Below are 23,160 nucleotides of genomic sequence, written 5' to 3'. Positions count from 1 at the left end.
GTCCGCCCCGTCAGATAGTGGCCTGATTCAACTGCCGGGAGGCGATTGTTAACCGCGCAGTCATGTACAGACCGTGTCGGGTACGGCTACGGTCCGCACGCTGGTCCAATGAGCTCGGTCTTCGGCAGCGATCGGTACCCGGCGTACTCGGTCATCCGAACCGACAAGGTGGGCAATCCGATCTCGCTCGGCAAGGACCTGCCGGAGAGCCAGGCGATCCTCTTCACCGGGCCGCCCGGGATGGGCAAGACCTCGGAGCTGTACCGCGCGGAGGACCTGGCCGAGGAGCACGGCTGGTCCACGATCCGGATCAACGCGTCCGCGAACGCGCCGCTCGAACACCAGCTCACGATCGCGATCCGGTCGAGCATCGACGAGCTGCGCAAACGGTTCAACCGCCGCGCGGTTCGCAGGCTCGACAACACGGTCGGACAGCTGACCCGCAGCGGCGGCAACAAACGACTCGGCGTCGAACTGCGCTTCGGCGGCGGCCCGTTCCCGATGGAGTACGTCGGGAAGATGGAGCGCGACACGACGGCGTACAGCGAACTCGGCACCACGCTGAACGACTTCGCCGACGAGCTCGGCAAGCTGACCGGCGAGGACGGCCGGCCGATCCTGTTGCTGGTGGACGGTATCGACCAGGCGCTGGAGAACGACCAGGCCGGGCTGAACGAGCTGGCGATCCACATCGAGGAGATGGACCTTCCGGTCTGGCTGGTCGCGGCCGGCGGCGCGGGGTCGACCTGGTCGCTGATGAACGCCTCCCGGCGGATGTCGGGCATCGCGACCACGATCAGCAACCAGTTCGACGTCCGCGAGCTCGGACCGCTACCCGACGACGAGGTCTGGAAGTCCCTGACCCTGCCACTGCAGGAAGCCCGGATCCCGTACGAGTACGACGCCATCGACCGCCTGGTCGCGTCGGCGAACGGCGACCCGTCGCGGCTGCGGTCACTCAGCCAGGCCGCGGTCGCGTACCAGGACCAGCAGGCCGGGATCACCGTCGCTTCGGTGGAGACCGCGATCGCCCACGTCAACGCCGACGCGGCCGAGACGTACCAGGACCACTGGAACCAGAAGAGCACCACCCACGCGCAGAAGGATCTGCTCGTGCTGGTCGCGTCCCAGGGGCCGAACAGCGTGTACATGCCGGCCGTCACCCAGGCCGCCGGCCCCGGCAAGTGGCAGGAGATCGACCAGGCCCGCCAGCAACTCGTTGCCCGCGGCATGCTGCGCGAGCACGGCGAAGGCGTCGTCACGATCCCCGACGAGGGATTCCGGGACTGGATCAACGATTACGTCGGCCAGACCCCGGATCCGATCCCGGAGCTGACCAGCGGGCCGGCCGTGTCCCGCGGCGACGTGGCGCTCGCGCCGGTCCACCCGACCGGCGACAAGGCGCTGGTCAACCAGGTGTTCGGTACGTCGGGTCAGCTCGTCCACGAGGTCAAGCGGACCGATGCGCAGGGCCGCCCGATCTCGCTCGAGGACCGGGGCCCGACCGGTACGTCACTGCTGTTCACCGGCGCGCCGGGGACCGGCACCAGTCATGAGCTCACCCGGACCAAGGCGATGGCCGACGCGGAGGGCTGGATCGCGATCCAGCTGGACGCCTCGCGACGAGAGGGCCTCGAGGCCCGGTTCATCCGCGCGGTGCAGGGCGAGATGGACGCGATCAAGAAGCGGTACCCGGCCGGCGAGGTGCGCGAGCTGAAGCAGCTCCTGAACCGGATGGCGGTGCGGACGGCCAACCTGATGAAGACCAATCAGCTCCGGTTCGGCCTCGCCCCCGGTCCGAAGGTCGGCATCCACAAGAGCACGGTCGAAGGCGTCAGGAAGGACTCGGTCGGCACCACGCTGAACGAGGTCGCCGAACACCTCGGCAAGATGGCGCACCCGAACCGGACCCCGATCCTGGTCATGGTCGACAACCTGGACGCCGCGTCGAAAGAGGACCTGTACGTGCTGACCTCGCTGTCGGCGCACCTGAAGCAGGTACGGCATCCGATGTTCCTGATCGCCGCCGGTGGCGAGGAGGCCACCAGCCGGTTGCTCGAGGCATCGGGTGGACATGCCGGCACGGAGACCAAGGAGGCCGGCAAGTTCGACGTACGCCGGCTGCAGCCGATCCACGCGGACGAGCTGCGGCTGGCGCTGACCGTGCCGCTCGACCAGGCCCGGGTGAGCTACGAGCCGGAGGCCGTCGACAGCCTGGTCGCGGCGGCGAACGGCAACCCGACCCGGTTGCGCACGCTGGCCGCCGCGGCGCTCGAGCTCACCGACCAGGGTCAGGGCATCACCGCCGACGTCGCCGCCACCGCGAGGGCACGGCTGAACGCGCAGTCGCGGGCGCTGTACGACGCCGCCTGGTACAACTGCTCGCCCAACGAGAAGGAACTGCTCGCGAAGACCTCCGTGCTGGGGTCGAACGGGATGGTCATCCCGTCCCGGTCCGAGCCGCCCGGCCCCGGGCGCTGGGATCTCGACGAGGCGTCCCACAAGCTGATCTCCCGCGGACTGCTGACCCGCACCGGGTACTACCTCCGGGTCGCCGACCCCGGCTTCCAGGACTGGGTGCAGACCCGCCTCGGCTTCGCCGCCGCACAGTCCGGTATCGCCCGGCCGCGCGTCGTGGCCGGACAGGTCGAGTCGGCCTCACCCGAGGCCCGGCCCGCCCTCGGTCAGGGCGGGCCCAGACGGGAGAACCTGCAGGCGAACCAGAAGCTCTAGTTCGGCCAGATCGAGCTGATCCATTCCGGGTGGTCGATGAACGGGTTCCGGTTGTGCTGGAACTGGCTGTAGATGACCTCGTTGCGGTTCTTCTCGAACGCGTCCGGCGGGTCGGCCGCCGCCCACGCCTTCAGCACCGAGAGCTTGCCGATGTACGGCGCGGTGCCGTTGCCGACCGAGTTGTTCACCTCGAGGTTCGGGAACCCGTCGCCGCCCTCGTACCGGACGGCCATGTAGAAGATCATCCGGGCGACGTCGCCGCGGGCCGCCGGGCGCGGGGCGAACGAGTCCGAGTCCGCCGTACAGCCGGAGCACTGGGCGACCGCCGTACCGCCGTTGTCGAAGTCGAGGTTGCCGCGGGCCGAGTTCACCGAGACGTCCTCGGGGCGCAGATGGTGGATGTCGGTCCCCGGGCCGGTCGCCGTACCGAAGTCGCCGTGGGACTTGGCCCAGACGTGCTCGCGGTTCCAGTCGTCGACGCCGCCGCCCTCGCTGCTCTTCGCGATCGAACGGCCGGAGTAGATCTCGATGACGTTGCTGCTGTTGTTCGGGTCCTGGTCGGTGACCTCGAGCGCGTCCCAGACCTGGTCGTAGGTGAGCTTGGTCTGGCTCGAGATGATCGTGTGCAGCGCGGCCTTCAGCGCGGCACCGGTCTTGCCCTCGGCGCCGGCGTAGTAGTCACCCGGGTCGCCGGGCGGGTCCGTCGTACCGCCACCGCCGGTGAACGCGGTCGCGTTCTTCAGACCGGGGTGCGAGAAGTACGCCGCGAGCGTGCCGGTGACGGTGATCTGTTTGCCGAGCAGACTCGGGTTGCTCTGCAGTCCGTACGACGCGCGGAACGCGGCCGGGATCTGGACGTAGAGCATCGCCGACGTACTGGTCTGCGTCGCCGAGTCGGCCAGGGCGAGCGCGTAGTCGTTCGGGAAGTTGCTGCGGACAACGGTGCTGGTAGCGGTCGGCTGACCGACCACGTAGCCGCTGACGGACGCCGTGGAGTTGTCCTGGCGGCCGATCGCTGTCGCGACGGTGATCGTGGTGGCGGCGTTCGACGGCGTTATGCCGAAGCCGAGCAGCGCGAGAACGGCGGTGACGAGCAGCGCCGGACGGAACAAACGGGACACGGCTACTCCCAGGGGCGGGTGGGGACCGGACGGAGGTCAGTCTGCCCAGCTCGTCCGGCTTCCGAACATCCGCGCCGCGAACACCGGATGAAGGTTTGAGCCGGTGGGGCGGTGAACGGGTGAGTGCCGTTCATCGCCCCACCTGGGTGATCGGGCCCCCATCAGGCCGTGACTGTCCGCCGCAGCCTGCTCTGCCCAACCACCAGCGAGGTACTACTGGCGGGCAGTACCTCACCGACGAGGGTGGCGTGATGGCGGACGCCGTTTACGGACCGTACTCATTCCGGCACGCGTTGTCCATGGCTCACGACCGCGATCTCACCGTACTGACAGGTCACTGATCCGTCAGGCGGTCACCAGGGCGGTGTCGGTCCGCTGGGCGCGCTTCAGGCCGTACAGCAGCAGCCCGATGGAGATCGCACCGACGACGGCGTACGTGATCGTGCCGCCGATCCCGTCCCAGGTGGTGTGCAGCGCGACGGCCAGCGCGTACATCCCGAGAAAGCCCGCGAAGTGCTTGCCGGTCGGCGCGATCACGAACCGCCACAGACCCCAGCAGGCGAGTCCGGTCCAGGCCGCGTGCCCGGCCGGTGACAGCAGGCCGCGGATGAACAGCGTCTGCTCGGCGGCGCCGACGTTCCCGTTCGACTGCAGCAGCGCGACGAACGCGTACCCCATCGTCTCGAGTACGGCGAATCCGGTGCCGACCGCGACGCCGATGACGATCCCGCGGCCGATCGACGTCCGGTACCGGTGCCCGAAGAAGATCACCAGGACCGCCGGTACGACGAGCTTCGCCGCCTCCTCGATCAGCCCGACCCCGAGCATCGGCAGCGTCCCGAGCCGGCGCATCGCGTCGTACTCGAGCAGCCCCGCGACCACCACGCCGACCACGCCACCGAACAGCAGGCACCCGCCGAGCGTCGGCCCGTCGATCAGCCAGCGCCCGGACCGCCCGGCCGCGAACGTCACGAACGTCAGCGGTACGACGAGCGCGCCGAGCAGGATCATCGTCGGGAACAGATTCGGATTCCCGGTATCGGTCAGCACAGCCAGCACCGCGAGATACAACCCGGCACCGACCAAGAACGTACCGATCCACCCCCACCTGCGGATTACCTGAGCGGTCATGGGGCCCTCCCGGCCTGGACTGAGGAGTGTAGGGAGCGAAGCGACCGGAGCGACGAGGGAAGGCCGGGAGCCAAGGGCCCCATGACCCGCCGAGCCGGAGGCGAGGCCATCAGTATGGCGTGGTTGCGCCATGTCGCAGGGACGGCAGTGATGGACAGGGCCGATTGCTGTGACCTGATTGCAAACTCTGTCGGAAGAAGAGGTGGTCCTGCCCCGAACCTCTCGAAGGAGAATCCGCCTATGTCCCCCACCCGCCTCACCGCCGCCACCCTCGCGGCGATGCTGACCCTCGGCGCGCTGTCGGCGATCCCGTCCGCCGCCGCCCCTCCCACCGGATCCACGGCGATCAAGTCCTCGGCCATCACGCTGATCACCGGCGACGTCGTACAGCTGACCGACGCCGGCGGCGGTAAGAAGGCCGCCACCGTCACCCCGGCGCCCGGCCGTGAAGGCGTCTCGTTCCACACGATCGAGGTCGACGGCGGACTGCGCGTGCTGCCCAGCGACGCCGTCCCCTACATCTCCACCGGCGTCCTCGACGCGGACCTGTTCGACGTCGACGAGCTGATCGCCGACGGGTACGGCGACGCCGCCAACCTCCCGCTGATCGTGAAGGACACCCCCGGTCTCCGGACCGAGCAGAATCTCGCCGGTACGACGACCACCCGGCAGCTCCCGTCGATCGGCGGCCGGGCTGTGGACGCGGCCAAGGACCAGCTCCCCGCCCTGTGGAAATCGCTCAGGCCGGCCGCCGGCGCCCGCTCGCTGAACAGCGGCATCACCAAGATCTGGCTCGACGGCAGGGTCCGTCCGGTGCTCGACAAGAGCGTCCCGCAGATCGGCGCACCGGACGCCTGGAAGGCCGGGTACGAAGGCGCCGGTGTCGAGGTCGCCGTCCTGGACACCGGCGTGGATGCCACCCACCCGGACCTGACCGGCAAGGTCAAGGAGAGCGTGGACTTCTCCGGCAGCCCGAGCGGCACCGTCGACCACTTCGGTCACGGCACGCACGTCGCCGCCACCATCGCCGGCACCGGTGCGGGCGCGGGCGGTACCCGCAAGGGCGTCGCCCCGAAGGCCGACCTGCTCGTCGGCAAGGTGCTCGGTGACGACGGGTACGGGTACGACTCCTGGATCATCGCCGGGATGGAGTGGGCCGCGGCCGAGGGCGCGAAGGTCGTCAACATGAGCCTGGGCGGCGAAGCCACCGACGGCACCGACCCGCTCAGCCAGGCCGTCAACGACATCACCGCGCAGACCGGCACCCTGTTCGTAGTTGCTGCAGGCAACGAAGGTCAGGACGAGACGGTCGGTACGCCGGGCGCCGCGGCGTCCGCGCTGACCGTCGGGGCGGTGGACCGCAACGACCAGCTCGCGGACTTCTCCAGCCGTGGACCGCGGCTCGGCGACGCCGGCCTGAAGCCGGAGATCACCGCGCCCGGCGTCGGCATCATCGCGGCCCGCGCGGCCGGCACGATCATGGGCGACCCGATCGACGAGCTCTACACGTCCGCCTCCGGTACTTCGATGGCGACGCCGCACGTCGCCGGTGCCGCCGCACTGCTCGCGCAGCAGCACCCGGACTGGAAGGCCGACCAGCTCAAGAACGCACTGGTCAGCACGGCGAAGACTCAGCCCGAGCAGACCGTGTACCAGCAGGGCGCGGGCCGGGTCGACCTGACCCGGGCGGTCGCACAGAAGGTGACCGCGAGCGGCGTCGCCGACTTCGGCCTCGAGACCGGCACCCGCACGGTTACCTACCGGAACGACTCCGGCGCACCGGTCACGCTGAACCTGGCCGCTCAGGTCACCAACCTGGACGACAAGCAGCCGGCGACCGGCTTCACCGTCCCGGCGACCGTCACCGTTCCTGCCAACGGCACCGCCGACGTCCCGGTGACCCTCGACCCGGCCAAGGTCGGCCGCGGTCAGTACAGCGGGTGGATCGTTGCCACCGGCCCTGATGGCGTCGTCACCCACACCGCGGTCGGCGCGCTCCGGTCCGGCCCGAAGCACAAGGTGACCCTGCGCGCGGTCGGCCTGGACGGACAGCCCACCGGCGTACCGGTCATCTCGTTGTTCGGGGACAACTCGCGGTCCGACGTACTGGCGTGGATCCCGAACGGTGAGACCTTCACGGCCGAGGTCGAGGAGGGTACGTACCTGCTGCACTCGCTGGTCGAGAACTACGACCCGCAGGACGAGCAGGTGAGCCTGTTCACCGATCCGAACATCGTGGTCAGCAAGGACACCGAGATCGTCATCGACGCGCGCAAGGCGGTCCCGATCACGATCGAGACGCCGAAGCCGTCGGAGCAGCAGGCGGTGCTCAGCTACTACGTGCACCGCGTGTACGCCAACGGCCGCTCGATCAGCCACGGCGTGATGCACTTCAGCACGGTCAAGCAGGTCAACGTGACACCGACGAAGCCGGTCAAGGACGGCAGCTTCGAGTTCTCCTCCCGCTGGCAGCTCGTCGCACCGCTCGTCCAGGCCGCGGTCCCCGGCGTCCCCGGTCCGCTCGACATCAACCTGCTGCACCAATCCCCGTCGTTCGACGGCAAACGGCGCTTCCCGCTGGTGTACTCGGACGCGTCGTTGAAGGGTGTGCGGGGTGCGGTCGCGGTGCTGGACTCCAGCGAGGACGGCTGGGGCAACGGCAGCGAGCACGACCAGATCGTCGCGGCCGCGAACGCGGGTGCCGCGGCGGTGATCCTGGTCCGGCCGGCGGACTGGTCCGCCTGGACGGTCTGGCGTCCGGTCGGCGACCGGGAGCCGATCCCGGCGATGGTCACCACCTCCAAGGACGGTCACAAGCTGATCGACCGGGCCCGTCGCGGCAAGGCGTCGATCGACCTCACGCTCACCACGTCCAGCCCGTACCTGTACGACGTACAGCAGGTCTCGACCGGGTCGATCCCGGCCAAGATCGACTACAAGGTGACGCCGGCGAACAGCGCCCGCATCACCACGCGGTACGCCGACAACGGCGGGTTCAACTGGGCCAAGGAGCAGCGGTTCGGCTGGCGTCCGTGGCAGGAGTACTCGTGGAACGACGCCCAGCGGTTCGTCGAGACCCCGAAGGTGCGCGAGGAGTGGGTGACGTCCGGTGACTCGCTCTGGCAGCACCGGGTGCACCACCTCTACACCTGGGACGACATGAACCCGCTGGCCGGTGGGATGACGTCGGTTCCGCGCTCGTACCGGACCGGTACGTCGGACGAGACGTGGTTCGGTCCCGTCGTACGGCCGGCCGCAGCACCTGGTGTGCAGTCCACTCGCACCGGGGATCGGCTCTCGCTCCGCATCCCGTCGTTCGTGGACGCGGCCGGGCACTACACGGTCGGTGAGACCACTGCGTCGTCGGCAACGCTGTCCCGCAACGGCGCTGTTGTGGCTGAGCTGCCAAGCGCGTGGGCGGATGTGATCACCTCCAGCGAGGACGCGGCGTACAAGCTGGACCTGACGACCGAGCGCAAGGACAGCGAGGGGGAGTGGAACTGGGGTACTCACACGGAGACCTCCTGGGAGTTCCGCTCCGCCAAGCAGGCTGACGACAAGGCTGTGGCGCTACCGTTGCAGCAGGTCAACTACACGGTCCCGGTCGACCTGACCGGTCGGGTGGCAGCCCGCACGCACGCGATCAGTTTCGAGTCGTCCCGGGCGACGTCGCTGCAGGCCTGGGCGTCGTACGACGAAGGCAAGTCCTGGAAGCGGCTCATCGTGGTCGGTGCTCTCGGCCACTACCTGGCCGTCGTACCGAACGCTCACGACACGGTCTCCCTGAAGGTCGCCGCCACGGGACCGAACGGCGCCAAGATCACCCAGACCGTGATCCGGGCGTACGGCGTGAAGTAGCGCTCAGAGCCAGTCGCGCTTCGCCGCCTGGAACGCCAGACCGGTCCTGGTATCCACACCTGCCAGAGCCATCAGGCGATCCAGGCGGCGTTGCACTGTTCGCCGGCTGATACCCAGCTGCGTCGCGATCGACTTGTCCGGCACCCCGGCGACCAGCAGTGAGAGCAGCAGCCGCTCGGAGTCGTCCAGCCCTTCCACCGGCTCGTCGTCGTCGGGCTGGAGCCGCACCGGCGTCGCCAGCTCCCAGTAGCTCTCGAACAGCGCCAGTAGCGCGTCGAGGAGCTGGCCGCGGTTGATGATCGCGGCAGACGGTTCGCCGATACTCTCGTCGTCGCGGACCAGCGGGCAGATCGCGGTCGACCGGTCCACGATCGCGAGCCGCACCGGCAGCGTCGGCAGGACCCGGGCCTCCTCGCCCCAACTGACTCCCTCGGCGATCGAGTCCAGCTCACCGGGCGTCTCGATCAGCGCGCGCTCGTAGATGGCGCGGTAGCGGACCCCGCGCGACAGAGCGCCGTACTCCTCGGTGTTGTCAGCGCCCTGCATCGCCAGCGGGTTCGCGCGGCAGAACCAGAGGATCTCCTCGCGGGCTGCGTTCTGCAGATCGCGTAGCCGTTCGCGGAGTGTGGTGGCGCCGACGATCACCTCGACGAGGTGGTGCGCGTCGCGGCGGCTCGCGCTGGCGCGGAACTCTTCGCTGAGTGCGGCCACGGTCTTCCGGGCGGCCTCGAGCGACTCCTGGCGACGCAGCAGCGTCGTACCGAAGGCCACGTCGGGCGGCAGCGGGCTGAAGACCGGCTCGTCGGCCGACTGGACCGTGACCAGCCCCTTGGCCTGCAACCGCTGCAGCACCTCGTCGGCCTCGTGCTGCGGCAGTTCGGCGACCTCGGCCAACTCGGCCGCCCGCGCGGCAGACAGCCCGACCAGCAGCCGGTAGGTCTGCTCCTCCCGCGCATCGAGCAACGAGCCGTCCTGCATCCGCTCCACCTCCGGACCCCACCCTTTCAGGAATCCGGCGCTTTCCTATTGGCACTATTCAGCCACGACACCGCCGTGCCATCACGGAAACGTGCAGCGCCCGTCACTTTCCGGTCAGACGCCAGCGGAACTCGCCGCCGCCGAGCCCACCGCCCTGGAGAGAGAACCGATGATGAGTGTCACCGACTACGCCGGGATCGCCGGCCTGATCGCCGCGGCCGCCGTTGCCATCTGGATGCTGCGCAACCACAACACGGTCGCCCCGACCGCCCGGCACCGCGGGTCGCCTAGCCTGCGGCTGCCGCGAGCGGCTCACCCGGAGCGCGCTTCCTCGCGCGGTAGTAGGTAAGCCCGCCGAACGCGTACATCGACAGGCCCAGCGCGGCCATCACCACGATCACGACCCACTGCCACGGTCCGGACTGGTAGAGCGCCAGGAACCAGGACCGGGTGTCGTCGTTGCCGGTCAGCTTGAAGATCGCCGGTACGACGGCCTGCGGGAACAGTGGGATCGCCCCGAAGCCGAGACAGAAGCCGGCAGCGGTCCGCTTCCACTTGGGGAGTGCGTCGAGCGCTGCGGTCTTCTCGGCCTGCTCCGCGGGCGATCTGCCGTGCCTGAGCAGCGTGAGGAGCTCGGGGCCTCTGGTGTCGAGACGCTGGGCAGCGACGCGACCGAAGTACCACCAGGCGAGGACGCCGGAGATGATGCCGACCGGCACACCCCACCAGCCGGTGTAGAGCGCCACGATCAGGGCCGGGGCACAGGTCGAGGCGACCAGCACGAGCATCACGTAGACGATGCCCATCGTCTCGCCCTCGTTCTCACCCGAGTTCAGCGGATTGCCGGACCGCTTGTGCGCATCAGTCGTCGGTACGGCGGCGTACACCGAGCTGGCCACGACCAGTCCGGCTGCTCCGCCGAGCAGAGCGGGCAGCACGCTGAGCACGAGCGGCCAGGCGCTGGCGTAACCGGACCACCAGGTCAGCAGCAGGGTGATGACCAGCGTGATCGGACCGAAGACCAGCAGGAACGCCCGCTGACGGGCGCGCACATCCGGCCCGTTGGCGCCGGGCGTCATCAGCGTGGTCCACAGCGCCGTACCGTCCGCGCCGTACAGGTTGGCGGACATCGCTGCTGCCATGACGACGGCTGCCGGACCGGCCCAGGGCAGCATCGCCTTCCATCCGAGCGCCAGCGGCATGAGGCAGAAGAACAGCCCGTAGCTGATCGCGAAGACCGCCTTGTGGCCGTAGAGCAGGTCACGGGTCCAGGAGCGCACTTCCTTGGCGGCTGCACCATTTCGCGGAGTGGTCCCGCTCAGCGGCCGTCGTACCTTGCCGCCGGCTCGCGACGCGGTCGTCCGGCGGACTAGCAGCGCCGACCAGGCCAGGAGCATCAGCACACCCAGGACGACCAGTCCGGCCAGTGCTACAACCACTCTGAGCCAGTCACCACGTCCGGCAGCCTCTACGGCGACCAGGCCCCAACCAGACGGTGCGATCCGTGCCGCCTTCGCCAGCGTGCCTTGTACGTCGGTGGATACGAACGCCACGATCAGGGCCCAGCCCTGCGCGGTGAAGGCCAGGATGAAGGCGTTGACGAGCGCTGCGATCACCGCACCGGCACGCACTTGCAGGAGTACGCCGTACACCGCGACGGCTAGCCGGGACGCGAGGACGAAGCAGAAGAGCTGGAGCAGTAAAGCAGGCACGGCGACCAGAGCGGCGACGACATTCGCACCGGAGATCACAAGGCTGAGCAGGGCGATCAGGCTGATGACCGGTGCGACACCGGCCAGCGCAGCCACCAGCAGACCGGTGGAGAGCGTCCGCGGCGGCAGCGGCACCATCGTGAAGTACTCCGGCTTGAGCGTCTCGTCGCCACCGCCCGCGAACAGTGGTCCGACCACCCAGCCGAGCATCCAGACCGCGAGCACCACGACCAGTACGTCGTTGTCGCCCCTCGCCGCGACCCAGATCGTCCCGCCCGCGAGCACCAGGCCGACGAACGCGCCGGTGACGATCCAGGTCACCCTGAACTGGTCCTTGAGCGCATGCCGGAACGCGGCCAGCCGCATCCGGACCAGCGTGTGCGAGGTGCTGTACGTCAGTGCGAGAGCCACGTCAGTCCCTCCGCGCCACGGGTCGACGCACCGACCAGCGTCACGAACGCATCCTCCAGCGTGCCGCCCGCCTGCACCTCAGAAACGGTGCCTGAGGCAACTACTCTTCCGGCCGCGACCACCGCGACGCGATCGCACAGCTGCTCGACCAACGCCATCACGTGACTCGACATCACCACCGAACCGCCGCCGGCGATGAACCGGTGCAGGATGGTCCGGATCGTCGCCGCCGACACCGGATCGACCGCCTCGAACGGCTCGTCCAGCACGAGCAGCCGCGGCGCGTGCAGCAGCGCGACAGCCAGGCCGAGCTTCTTCCGCATGCCGGTCGAATACCCGATCACCTGCTTGTCGTCCTCGTGATCGAGCTCGAGCACCTCCAGCAGCTCGGAGGTCCGCCGGGCAACCTCGTCCGCAGGCAGCCCACGCAGCAACCCCAGGTAGGTCAGCACCTCCCGCCCGGTCAGCCGCTCCGGCATCCCCAGCCCGTCCGGCAACACCCCGACCAGAGCCTTCGCCTTCGTCGGCTCCCGCCACACATCCACCCCGAAGACCCGCGCCGTCCCGCCGTCAGGCCGCAACAATCCCACCGCCATCGACAACGACGTCGTCTTCCCGGCCCCATTAGGCCCCAACACCCCGAAGAACGACCCACTGGGCACACTCAGACTGAGCCCATCAACCGCCCGCTCATCCCCGAAAACCTTCGTCAGCCCGTCCAACTCCAGCGCCTGCTCCATACCCAGCAGCCTCCCACCCACAGGCGCCCCAGGTCGTCAGTCCACCGGCCGACCCGCCCGGTCAACCGATCGGCGGATCGAAGGCGTCACCCGAGCACACCGGACTGCACCGGACTACACCGGAACGGCCGCGCGAAGCCGGCGGCGTGAGGCTTCGCACATGCCCGGAAACGACGAAGTCCCGGTCGTTTCGACCGGGACTCTCGTGGTGCGCGAGGGGGGAGTTGAACCCCCACGCCCTTTCGGGCACACGGACCTGAACCGTGCGCGTCTGCCTATTCCGCCACCCGCGCGCAGTCGCCGGATGGTGCTCCCGGCGACGAGAAGGAACATTAGCACGGGTTGTCGGGGTGCTTCACATTGCGGGTTCGGTCGAACCTCCCGATACGATCGATCGTCGTACCCGGTGTGTCCGCCTCGACCGGTGGACGATCTTTGGCGTACCGACCGTGGAGGAGGAGGCGTGCGACCGCTACAGCGCTTCGAGCGACGCCTGGAAGGCATTGTGAGCGGTGTCTTCGCGCGCGCTTTCAAGGGTGATGTCGAGCCGATCGAACTGGCGGCGGCTCTCAAGCGTGAGATCGACAACACCGCGCGGATCCTGTCCCGGGACCGGCGGCTGGTGCCGAACCACTTCGTCGTCGAGCTCGGACCGGACGACTTCGAGCGGCTGAACGCCTACGGCCGGACCCTGAACCACGAGCTCGCCAACGAGCTGCGCGACCACGCCGACATCCAGCGGTACACGTTCTCCGGGCCCATCGACATCGAGCTGGTTCAGCAGGACGACCTCCCGACCGGTAAGTTCCGGGTGGTCAGCGAGACGGTCGGGACGCCACAGCGTCGCCCGGCCGCCTATCAGCAGCCCGAGCCCCAGCCCTACCAGCAGGAGCCCTACGTGCCGCCGAACGAGCCGGTCGTGCAGAGCCCGCCCCCGTACGAGCCCCAGTACGCGCCCCAGCCGTCCCCCCGCCGCGGTCACCCCCAGGTGATGCTCGAGGTGAACGGGCGCCGCCGCCCGGTCAACCCGCCCGGCGTCGTGCTCGGCCGCGGTACCGACGCGGACATCCAGATCAACGACCCGGGTGTGTCCCGGCGGCACGCCGAGATCCGCCTGATGCCGGAAGGCCCGGACGGTATCCGGGTCGTGCTGGTCGATCTCGGCTCCACCAACGGCACGCTGGTCAACGGCCGCCGCAGCACCGAGGCCGAGCTGGTCGACGGTTCGACGGTGCGGATCGGCAACACGACGATGACGCTGCGTCTCGCGGACGAGCCGATGGCCCAGCCGCCGAGCAGCGGGTGGTGACCGGAAGTCCATGTCGGAACTGACCCTGACCCTGATCAAACTGGGGTTCCTGGCCCTGTTGTGGATGTTCGTCCTCGCGGTGCTGTCCGTGATCAGGTCCGACCTGTTCGGCGCGAAGGTGGACAGCCGGGCGGCGGCCGCCGTCGCACCGCAGAGCACCCGGACGCCGAAGACCGCCAAGCCGGCCAAGAAGCGCAAGGGCCTGCCCGCGTCGGTGACGATCGCGGACGGGCCGCAGGCCGGCGTCGGCGCCTCGCTGACCGAGGAGCCGGTGATCATCGGCCGCGGTTCGGACTGCCAGATCCGGCTCGACGACGACTACTCCTCCACCCGGCACGCCCGGTTGTTCCTGTCCGAGGGCCAGTGGTGGGTCGAGGATCTCGGCTCCACCAACGGCACGTACCTTGACGGCCAGCGGGTCACCCGCCCGGTCCCGGCCGAGATCGGCGGTTCGATCCGGATCGGCCGGACGACGCTGAACATCGCGAAGTAGGCCTGCCTCGATGACCCTGTCGCTCGACTACGCCACACTGTCCGACGTCGGACGGGTGCGCCGCAACAACGAGGACTCGGCGTACGCCGGTCCGCACCTGCTGCTGCTCGCCGACGGAATGGGCGGCGCCGCGGCCGGTGAGGTGGCCAGCGCGGCGGCGGTCCAGGTGATCCGGCGACTGGACACCGCCGAGATCAGCGGCGAGGACATGATCGAGGCGCTGGCCGGCGCCGTCCACCGGGCCAACGAGCGACTGTCGGAGCTGGTCGAGGAGGACCCCGAACGCGAGGGCATGGGCTCGACCGTCACGGCGCTGATGTTCGACGGCAAGCAGCTCGGGCTCGCGCACCTCGGCGACTCCCGCGCGTACCGGATGCGGGACGGCCAGCTGTACCAGCTGAGCCACGACCACACCTTCGTGCAGTCGCTCGTCGACGAGGGCCGGATCTCCCAGGAGGAGGCCTTCACCCACCCGCACCGCAACCTGATCCTGCGGGTGCTCGACGGCCGCCCGGACTCCGATCCGGACCTGCAGATCCTCGACGTCCAGGCCGGCGACCGGCTGATGCTGTGCAGCGACGGCCTGCCCGACTACGTGAGCGACGAGGTGATCGCCGCCTCGATGGCCTCCGGTACGCCGGACTCCGTCGTCGTCGAGCTGATCACGCACGCGCTCGAGGCGGGTTCGAACGACAACGTCACCTGCGTCGTCGCAGACGTCGTCGAGACCGAGCCCGCGAGCGGCGTCCAGCCGCAGCTGGTCGGCGCGGCCGCCGAGCTCGCCCAGGGCAGCACGGGCCGCGGCGAGCCCACGGTCGCGATCCGCACCGGAGGCGACGGGCACGGCGGCGGTGGCCATGGCGCCGGGCTCGATCCGGAGGAGCTGCGGTACGCGCCGCGCCCGCCGAAGCGGTTCCCCTGGCTGCGGCGGATCGCCGTACTCGTGGTCATCCTCGGGCTGATCGGCGGCGGCGGCTGGTTCGCGTACAGCTGGACCCAGAAGCAGTACTACGTCGGCACCGACGGCGACTACGTGGCGATCTTCAAGGGCGTCGAGGCCGACCTCCCGGGTCTCAACCTGTCGAAGGTGTACGAGCGCCAGTCGCTCCAGGTCGACAAGCTCCCGACGTACAGCCGCGAGCAGGTGGAGGGCAACATCCAGGCGGACAACCTGGCCGGTGCCCGCTCGATCGTCGCCGAGCTGCAGCAGACCGCTGCCGAGTGCGCCGCGAAGCCCAAGCCGACGCCCACGCCGACACCGAAGCCGAGTACGCCGCCCGTGTCGAAGCCGCCGGTGTCGAAGCCGCCCGTCTCCAAGCCCCCGGTGACGACTCCGGTCGTGCACCCGTCGACGACGCCGACCAGCCCGGGCAGTACGACGACGCCCGGCAGCCCGGACGACTGCGACGGAGTCCGATGAGTATCGCCTCGACGTCAGTCATCCAGATCATCCCGCGTACCCGGCGCGGGGTGGAGTTGCTGCTGCTCGTGATCGCGATCGGGGTATCGGTCGCGGCGTACGTCAACATCGGCATCACCGTCGAGAACGAGATCCCGGCCAGCACGGGGTACTACGCCGCCGGCATCAGTCTGCTCGCCCTGATCGCACACATGGCGCTGCGGTTCCGGGCGCCGTACGCAGACCCGGTCATCCTCCCGTGCGCCGTGCTGCTGAACGGGCTGGGCGTCGCGATGATCCACCGCGTCGACCTGGGCCTGACGGCGATCGGCCGGACCAAGGGCGTCCCGTTCGCGCCGCAGCAGATCACCTGGACCGCGGTCGGCGTCGTGCTGTTCCTCGCGGTGATCATCGTGGTCCGCGACCACCGCCGGTTGCAGGCGTTCACCTACAGCCTCGGCCTGGCCGGAATCGTGCTGCTGATCCTGCCGTTGGTTCCCGGCCTGGGCGCCAACGTGAACGGCGCGCCGATCTGGATCCGCGTCGCCGGGATGTCGTTCCAGCCCGGCGAGTTCGCCAAGGTCTGCCTGGTGATCTTCTTCGCCGGCTACCTGGTGGTGAAGCGCGACGTCCTGACGCTGGCCGGACGCCGGTTCCTCGGCCTCGACCTGCCGCGGGCCCGCGACCTCGGCCCGATCCTGGTTGCCTGGCTGGTCAGCCTGGGCGTCCTGGTCTTCGAGAGCGACCTCGGTTCGTCGCTGCTGTTCTTCGGCCTGTTCCTGTTCCTGCTGTACGTGTCCACCGAGCGGGCCGGCTGGCTGATCATCGGTGGCCTGCTGTTCGTCGGCGGCGCGTACTTCGCGTACCTGTCGTTCGGCCACGTGCACCGCCGGGTCACCGACTGGCTGGACCCGTGGGCGATCGACGGCGGCCAGGTGAAGCTCGGGTTGATGGGCCAGGCGTGGGGCGGCATCCTCGGCCGCGGCCTCGGCCAGGGCCACCCGGAGGCCACGCTCTACGCGAACAGCGACATGATCATCTCCTCGATGGCCGAGGAGCTCGGCCTGACCGGTCTGATCGCGATCATCCTGATCTACACGCTGATCATCGAGCGCGGCCTGCGGACCGCCCTCGGCTGCCGGGACATCTTCGGCAAGCTGGTCGCGACCGGCCTGGCGATGTCGTTCGCACTGCAGGTGTTCGTGATCGTCGGTGGCGTGACCGGGCTGATCCCGCTGACCGGTCTGGCCACGCCGTTCATGGCTCTCGGCGGTACGTCGCTGGTCGCGAACTGGGCGATCATCGCGCTGCTGCTGCGGATCAGCGATCAGGCCCGGCGACCGCAGACACCGGCCGCTCCCGTGTCCGACGAAACGATCGCGATGGCGGTGCAGAAACAGTGAACTCGGCGATCCGACGATTGGCCGTCGCGGCGATCATCCTGATGCTCGCGCTGATGGCGAACTCGACGTACCTGCAGGCCTTCCGGGCGAACGAGATCAACGGCCGCAACGACAACAACCGGGTCCGCGACTCGCAGTTCTCGGTCAACCGCGGCCCGATCCTGATCGGGAGCACGCCGGTCGCGCAGAGCAAACCGTCCAACGACCGGTTCAAGTACCAGCGGACGTACCCGTCCGGTCCGGTGTACGCGCCGGTGACCGGCTTCTACTCGTACCGGTTCGGTCGCGGCGGGATCGAGCTGACGATGAACTCCGAGCTGAACGGCTCGGACCCGTCGATGGCGTTCCGCCGGATCATCGACGTGATCAGCAACCGGCCGCAGCAGGGCGGCAGCGTCACGTTGACGCTGAACGCCGCGGCACAGCAGGCGGCGTACAAGGGTCTGGGCTCGAAGACCGGTGCCGTGGTGGCGATCGAGCCGAAGACCGGCAAGATCCTCGCGATGGCGACCACACCGTCGTACGACCCGAACCGGCTCGCCTCGCACGACAGCGCCAAGGTCGACGCGGCCTGGAAGAGCCTGACCGAGGACAAGGACCGGCCGCTGTCGAACCGCGCGGCCCAGGAGCTCTACCCGCCGGGCTCGACGTTCAAGCTGATCACCGCGGCCGCGGCGCTGTCCAGCGGCAAGTACACGCCGGAGACCAAGGTGAACTCGCCGGCCGAGCTGCCGTTGCCGCAGACCACCGTCCCGCTGGTGAACGAGGACGGCAAGAACTGCGGCGGCAGCAACAACGCGACCCTGACGATCGCGCTGCGCTACTCCTGCAACACCGCCTACGGCAGCGTCGGCCTGGCCCTCGGGCCGGACGCGCTGCGCGACCAGGCCGCCAAGTTCGGCTTCGGCGCGCGGCCGCTGGCCGAGCTGCCGAGCGTGGCCACCAGCCAGTTCCCCGGCGACCCGAACGAGCCGCAGACCGCGCAGTCCGCGATCGGCCAGTTCGACGTCCGGGCCACGCCGCTGCAGATGGCGATGGTCGCGGCCGGCATCGCGAACAAGGGCGAGGTGATGAAGCCCTACCTCGTGCAGAACGTGAAGACCCCGGACCTGAAGACGGTCTCGGAGACCAAGCCGGAGTCGCTGCACCAGGCGGTCACCCCGCAGGTCGCGTCCGAGCTGACCGCGATGATGGTCGACGTCGTGAACAACGGCACCGGCAAGCCCGGTCAGATCAGCGGTGTGCAGGTGGCCGGCAAGACCGGTACGGCGCAGACCGCGAAGGACCGCCCGCCGTTCGCCTGGTTCACCGCGTTCGCACCGGCCGACGACCCGAAGATCGCGGTCGCGGTGCTGATCGAGAAGGCCGACATCGCCCGGGACGACATCGCCGGCGGCAGACTGGCCGCCCCGATCGCCAAATCGGTGATGGAGGCGGTGCTGAGCCAATGAGCACGATACGGAATGATGCCGTCACGGCGCGTCTCTCCAACGGGGAACCACGTGTGGCGGCCGCTACCGTGGGCAAGTTGAGTGTGTTTTTGTGTCTCACAGACAGGTTGGAAGGCTGAGGTCATGACATCGCAGGCACGTCTCGTCGGCGGCCGGTACGAAGAAGGCGAACCGCTCGGCCGCGGCGGCATGGCGGAGGTCCGCAGGGGTGTGGACAACCGGCTCGGCCGGTCCGTCGCCATCAAGCGGCTGCGGGTCGACCTGGCCAGTGACGCCACCTTCCAGGCCAGGTTCCGCCGGGAGGCGCAGTCGGCTGCCTCGCTCAACCACCCGACCATCGTGTCGGTGTACGACACCGGCGAGGAGCCCGATCCGAACGGCTCCGGCGTCACGATCCCGTACATCGTGATGGAGCTGGTGACCGGTAAGACGCTGCGGGACCTGATCCGCGAGGGCCGCAAGATCATGCCCGAGCGCGCCCTGGAGATCACCTCCGGCGTACTCGAGGCGCTCGACTACAGCCACCGGGCCGGCATCGTGCACCGCGACATCAAGCCCGGGAACGTGATGCTGACCCCGCAGGGCCAGGTCAAGGTGATGGACTTCGGTATCGCCCGCGCGGTCGCCGACACGTCCTCCACGATGACCCAGACCGCGGCCGTGATCGGCACCGCGCAGTACCTCTCGCCGGAGCAGGCCCGCGGCGAGACCGTCGACGCCCGCTCCGACCTGTACTCGACCGGCTGCCTGCTGTACGAACTGCTGACCGGGCGTCCGCCGTTCGTCGGTGAATCGCCGGTGTCGGTGGCCTACCAGCACGTCCGGGAGCAGCCGCTGCCGCCGTCCTCGTTCGACCCCGACATCCCGCCGGAGGTCGACGCCGTCGTCCTCAAGGCGCTGGCGAAGAACCGCGAGGAGCGGTACCAGAGCGCGGCCGAGATGCGTGCGGACATCCACCGGGTGCTGGCCGGCCAGCAGGTGACCGCGCCGATGGCGGCGGTCGCCGAGACCCGGGCGATGGCGCCGACCGCGATCGCGCCGGCTGCCACCCAGGCCTACCGACAGACCGCGGGGAACGACATCCTCCCGCCGGGCGGCGACGACCTCGACGAGGAGGACGACGGCCGGTCGCGGCGCAACCGCGGCCTCGCGTACTTCCTGCTCGGCCTGGCGATCGTCGCGATCGCGGTCGGTGCATATGCCCTGTTCACCAATATGAACAAGAACGACAACGCCGGCGGCGGTGCGACCAACACCCCGGTGGCCAAGGTCGCCGTGCCGGACGTCAGCGGCAAGTCGGTCGCGGACGCGACCGCGCTGCTGGCGGACAAGGGCCTGAAGTTCGCGCAGGGACCGTCGGAGACCAGCGACACGGTCGGCCGCGGCTCCGCGATCCGGCAGACCCCCGCGGCCGGGACCGAGGCCGAGGAGGGTTCGACGGTCACCGTGGTCTTCTCGTCCGGGCGGAGCGCGTTCCCGGTGCCGGACGTGATCGGCAAGTCGGAGGGTGCCGCCCGCAAGGCGCTCGAAGGCACGGCCGCGAACTTCAAGGTCAAGGACAAGGTCATCGAGCAGGACAGCGACGAGAAGAAGGGCACCGTGCTCGCGGTCAGCCCGGACCCGAACGGGCAGTACCCGTCGGGTCAGGAGTTCACGCTGACGGTCTCCAGCGGCAAGACCGAGGTCGACGTACCGAACGTCGTCACCCAGTCGTACGACGACGCGAAGCTGACGCTGGAGCAGGCCGGCTTCCGGGTCGGGTACGTGTTCGGCAACGACCCGAACGCGGCCGACGGCCAGGTGCTCCAGCAGTCCCCGAAGGCCGGCAGCAAGGCAGCCAAGGGCGATCTGATCACGCTGACCGTGAACAAGCAGCAGGAGCCGAGCTCCCCGCCGCCGAGCCAGCCGACGGACACGCCGCCCACCACACCGACCACGCCGGGCATCACGATCGGCGGCTGAGACAACACAAACCCCCGGGGCCACATCGGCCCCGGGGGTTCTTCGTTGTCGGCGGTCAGCTGAGTCGCTGGTGGTCAGCTGAGTCGCCGGTGGTCAGCTGACGACCGGCGCCAGGCCGACCGAGCGGGCGACCGCGTCCGGGTCGCCGCAGATCTCGAGCCAGTTGGCGAGCATCCGGTGACCGCCCTCGGTCAGCACCGACTCCGGGTGGAACTGCACGCCTTCCACCGGGAGGTCGCGGTGCCGGGCGGCCATGATCACGCCGGCCTCGGTGCGTGCGGTCACCTGCAGCTCGTCCGGCACCGTGTCCTGCGCGATCGCGAGCGAGTGGTACCGGGTCGCGGTGAACGGCGACGGGAGTCCGGAGAGTACGCCGGCGCCCTCGTGGAACACCTGGCTGGTCTTCCCGTGCAGCAGTTCGTCCGCGCGGCCGACGACACCGCCGTACGCGACGCCGATCGCCTGGAGACCGAGGCAGACCCCGAAGATCGGGACCACGCCGCCCTTCTCCTTCACGATGTCGACGCAGGCGCCGGCTTCTTCCGGCGTACCGGGACCGGGGGAGAGCAGGACGCCGTCGTACTCACCGGCCTGGTCGGGGGTGACTTCGTCGTTGCGCAGCACGGTGGTGTCGGCCTGCAGTTGCTGCAGGTACTGCACCAGGTTGTAGACGAAGGAGTCGTAGTTGTCGACGACAAGGATCCGCGGCATGCGGACCATTATCGCCCGGTGACGCTCGGGCTCGCCGACGGTGTCCGCTCGTAGCCGGGGACGGTCGCGCTCTGCAGGTCCAGGGTGCCTTCGTAGGCCGGCATCGAGATCGACGACTGGCTCTTCACGTCGTACCCGAGCTGGAACTTCACCACGTAGTCCTGCAGGTTCTCGATGTACTGCGAGTCGTCGAGCGCCTTCTGCAGTTTCCGCCGGTCGCCGATCGCGCTGATCGTGTACGGCGGCAGGTACGGGACGCCGTGCAGTACGACGGAGTTGCCGACGCACTTGACCCCGGTGGTGGAGATGACGCGCTGGTTCTGGATCGTCATCGCCTCGGCGCCACCGGCCCAGAGCGCGTTCACCACCGCCTGGATGTCCTGCTGGTGGATGACCAGCCAGTTCTCGTCGACGTCCGGGTTCTCCTTGACCACTTCGGGTGGCGCGTCGCGGAGGGTGACCGTCAGGCCGGGGCCGACGACCGGGCGGGTGCCGACCTGCTCGGACAGGTCCTCGAACTGCTTGGCCAGCTTCGGATCGATCGATCCCTGCTGCGCCTGGAGCGCCTCGATGTCGTGTGTCAGCGCCGCGTGCTGCCGCACCAGGCTGGCACTGCGGCGACTCTGTTCCTCCACCAGGCCCGCGAGCGTAGTGTTGCGACTGGGCCGCAGGTCCGTGCCACGGGCGTTGGTCGCACTGGTCGCGAACAGCAGACCGGCGCACAGCAGCGCCAGCGGCGCACCCACGCGCCACAGCGAAATCCGCCTGAACCTACGCACCAGTGATCTCCATGTTGCTGTCTGCACTACGCTAACCCGAGCCGGACCCGCACAGGTCGTCAGCGGTCAGCTTATGCGTCCGTCCTTACAAGGAGTTCAGTCGTGCCCGAGTCGAGCAGTCGCAACAAGAAGAAGACCGAGAAGGTCAAGGTCGAGAAGACCCCGAAGAGGCCCCGCACCACCAGCCGCGTGTGGGTCGCGCCGCTGATGCTGTTCTGCTGGCTGCTCGGTCTGGCCTGGCTGGTCGTCTTCTACGTGGCCGGCCAGGACATCCCGGTGATGGACGACCTCGGCAACTGGAACCTGCTGATCGGCATGGGCCTGATCGCGGTCGGCTTCGTCGTCTCCACCCAGTGGGTCTGACCACGGTCATCCGAGAGTTATCCACACCCGTATCCCCAGTTGTGCACACCGATTCGGGTGAGTTGTCCCCAAGCTGACCGTTACTTCTCCACGAAATCCGCCCGAAATGCCCCAAATCTGTGGATAACTCAGGTTTGAGCGGATGAGTTTCCACACTGTTCACGTTGGCAGCGGCCGGTTGTCCACGACCTTCTTCATCACAATCGTCGAGGTCATCCGCTGGACACCCGGCAGCCGCGCCAGCCGCTCGTCCCGCAGCCGCTGGAACGTCGCGATGTCCGCGGTCGCCACGCGGACGAAGTAGTCCGGCTCACCGAACAGCCGCTCGGCGTGCACCACCTCCGGGATCTCCGCGAGCCCGGCCTCGAACCCGGCCACCGACTCCTCCCGGTCCATCGTCACTGCGAGCAGCACCTCGAACCCGCGCCCGACCGCGCCGGGGTCGACGACAGCCCGGTAGCCGGAGATCACCCCGCCACGCTCGAGCTCCCGCAGCCGGCGATGACACGGCGCCGCACTCAACCCGATCCGCTGGGCCAGCTCGGTCACCGTCAGCCGCCCCTCGGCCTGTAGCACCGCAAGGATCTTGCGATCGATGGCATCCAC

The 23,160-nt window shown here is 69.1% G+C and carries 17 protein-coding genes and 1 tRNA gene; 9 read left to right on the top strand and 9 right to left on the bottom strand.

Annotated features, from left to right (window positions below):
- The first annotated feature begins 108 nt into the window (after positions 1–108).
- Positions 109–2,733 carry a hypothetical protein gene (locus tag OHA10_RS11635; protein ID WP_371406189.1) on the top strand — a complete coding sequence of 875 codons (2,625 nt, stop codon included), beginning with the start codon at positions 109–111 and terminating at the stop codon, positions 2,731–2,733.
- Here the strand turns inward: OHA10_RS11635 and OHA10_RS11630 are convergent.
- On the bottom strand, positions 2,730–3,854 hold the full coding sequence (locus OHA10_RS11630) for an endonuclease (protein ID WP_371406188.1): 1,125 nt from the start codon (positions 3,852–3,854) through the stop codon (positions 2,730–2,732). The genes OHA10_RS11635 and OHA10_RS11630 overlap by 4 nt on opposite strands.
- A 345-nt stretch (positions 3,855–4,199) precedes the next feature.
- Positions 4,200–4,985, bottom strand: a complete 786-nt coding sequence (locus OHA10_RS11625) for a PrsW family intramembrane metalloprotease (RefSeq protein ID WP_371406187.1) — start codon at positions 4,983–4,985, stop codon at positions 4,200–4,202.
- Between the two features lie 240 nt (positions 4,986–5,225).
- On the opposite strand from OHA10_RS11625, the gene OHA10_RS11620 reads away from it, so the two are divergent.
- On the top strand, positions 5,226–8,843 hold the full coding sequence (locus OHA10_RS11620; RefSeq protein WP_371406186.1) for a S8 family serine peptidase: 3,618 nt from the start codon (positions 5,226–5,228) through the stop codon (positions 8,841–8,843).
- A 3-nt stretch (positions 8,844–8,846) separates the two neighbouring features.
- Here the strand turns inward: OHA10_RS11620 and OHA10_RS11615 are convergent, their stop codons facing one another.
- From OHA10_RS11615 to OHA10_RS11600, 4 genes are all read right to left on the bottom strand, one after another.
- Complete coding sequence (locus tag OHA10_RS11615) at positions 8,847–9,821, bottom strand: helix-turn-helix domain-containing protein (RefSeq protein WP_371406185.1); 975 nt, start codon at positions 9,819–9,821, stop codon at positions 8,847–8,849.
- A 287-nt stretch (positions 9,822–10,108) separates the two neighbouring features.
- On the bottom strand, positions 10,109–11,944 hold the full coding sequence (locus OHA10_RS11610; RefSeq protein ID WP_371406184.1) for a hypothetical protein: 1,836 nt from the start codon (positions 11,942–11,944) through the stop codon (positions 10,109–10,111).
- The gene (locus tag OHA10_RS11605) at positions 11,929–12,684 is read right to left on the bottom strand and encodes an ABC transporter ATP-binding protein (RefSeq protein WP_371406183.1); all 756 of its coding nucleotides are present in this window, start codon (positions 12,682–12,684) and stop codon (positions 11,929–11,931) included. Before OHA10_RS11605 ends, OHA10_RS11610 begins: the two co-directional genes overlap by 16 nt.
- A 206-nt stretch (positions 12,685–12,890) precedes the next feature.
- Positions 12,891–12,977: transfer RNA gene (locus tag OHA10_RS11600), tRNA-Leu, on the bottom strand.
- Positions 12,978–13,147: 170 nt separating this feature from the next.
- Between OHA10_RS11600 and OHA10_RS11595 the strand changes: the two genes are divergently transcribed.
- The 6 genes from OHA10_RS11595 to pknB all read left to right on the top strand — a co-directional run bounded on the left by OHA10_RS11595 (position 13,148) and on the right by pknB (position 20,701).
- Positions 13,148–13,993: an FhaA domain-containing protein gene (locus OHA10_RS11595; protein WP_371406182.1), complete on the top strand. Its 846-nt coding sequence runs from the start codon at positions 13,148–13,150 to the stop codon at positions 13,991–13,993.
- 10 nt (positions 13,994–14,003) lie between these two features.
- On the top strand, positions 14,004–14,486 hold the full coding sequence (locus OHA10_RS11590) for an FHA domain-containing protein (RefSeq protein WP_371406181.1): 483 nt from the start codon (positions 14,004–14,006) through the stop codon (positions 14,484–14,486).
- Between the two features lie 10 nt (positions 14,487–14,496).
- Positions 14,497–15,906, top strand: coding sequence for a PP2C family serine/threonine-protein phosphatase (locus tag OHA10_RS11585; protein WP_371406180.1), 1,410 nt, complete (start codon positions 14,497–14,499; stop codon positions 15,904–15,906).
- Positions 15,903–17,288 carry an FtsW/RodA/SpoVE family cell cycle protein gene (locus OHA10_RS11580; RefSeq protein ID WP_371407934.1) on the top strand — a complete coding sequence of 462 codons (1,386 nt, stop codon included), beginning with the start codon at positions 15,903–15,905 and terminating at the stop codon, positions 17,286–17,288. The genes OHA10_RS11585 and OHA10_RS11580 overlap by 4 nt, the downstream gene beginning before the upstream one ends.
- Positions 17,285–18,739, top strand: coding sequence for a peptidoglycan D,D-transpeptidase FtsI family protein (locus tag OHA10_RS11575; protein WP_371406179.1), 1,455 nt, complete (start codon positions 17,285–17,287; stop codon positions 18,737–18,739). Before OHA10_RS11580 ends, OHA10_RS11575 begins: the two co-directional genes overlap by 4 nt.
- A 123-nt stretch (positions 18,740–18,862) precedes the next feature.
- Positions 18,863–20,701: a Stk1 family PASTA domain-containing Ser/Thr kinase gene (gene pknB, locus OHA10_RS11570; protein WP_371406178.1), complete on the top strand. Its 1,839-nt coding sequence runs from the start codon at positions 18,863–18,865 to the stop codon at positions 20,699–20,701.
- 93 nt (positions 20,702–20,794) lie between these two features.
- On the opposite strand, the gene OHA10_RS11565 is transcribed toward pknB, so the two are convergent.
- Together OHA10_RS11565 and OHA10_RS11560 are read right to left on the bottom strand one after the other, a co-directional pair.
- Positions 20,795–21,412, bottom strand: a complete 618-nt coding sequence (locus OHA10_RS11565; protein WP_371406177.1) for an aminodeoxychorismate/anthranilate synthase component II — start codon at positions 21,410–21,412, stop codon at positions 20,795–20,797.
- Between the two features lie 8 nt (positions 21,413–21,420).
- Positions 21,421–22,191, bottom strand: a complete 771-nt coding sequence (locus tag OHA10_RS11560; protein ID WP_371406176.1) for a DUF881 domain-containing protein — start codon at positions 22,189–22,191, stop codon at positions 21,421–21,423.
- 102 nt (positions 22,192–22,293) lie between these two features.
- Between OHA10_RS11560 and OHA10_RS11555 the strand changes: the two genes are divergently transcribed.
- The gene (locus OHA10_RS11555) at positions 22,294–22,554 is read left to right on the top strand and encodes a cell division protein CrgA (RefSeq protein WP_371406175.1); all 261 of its coding nucleotides are present in this window, start codon (positions 22,294–22,296) and stop codon (positions 22,552–22,554) included.
- 159 nt (positions 22,555–22,713) lie between these two features.
- On the opposite strand, the gene OHA10_RS11550 is transcribed toward OHA10_RS11555, so the two are convergent.
- Positions 22,714–23,160, bottom strand: coding sequence for an Lrp/AsnC family transcriptional regulator (locus OHA10_RS11550; RefSeq protein WP_371406174.1), 447 nt, complete (start codon positions 23,158–23,160; stop codon positions 22,714–22,716).

The organism is Kribbella sp. NBC_00662, assembly GCF_041430295.1.
In the GTDB taxonomy this organism is placed as follows: domain Bacteria; phylum Actinomycetota; class Actinomycetes; order Propionibacteriales; family Kribbellaceae; genus Kribbella.
This window is presented reverse-complemented; position numbering and strand designations above follow the sequence as displayed.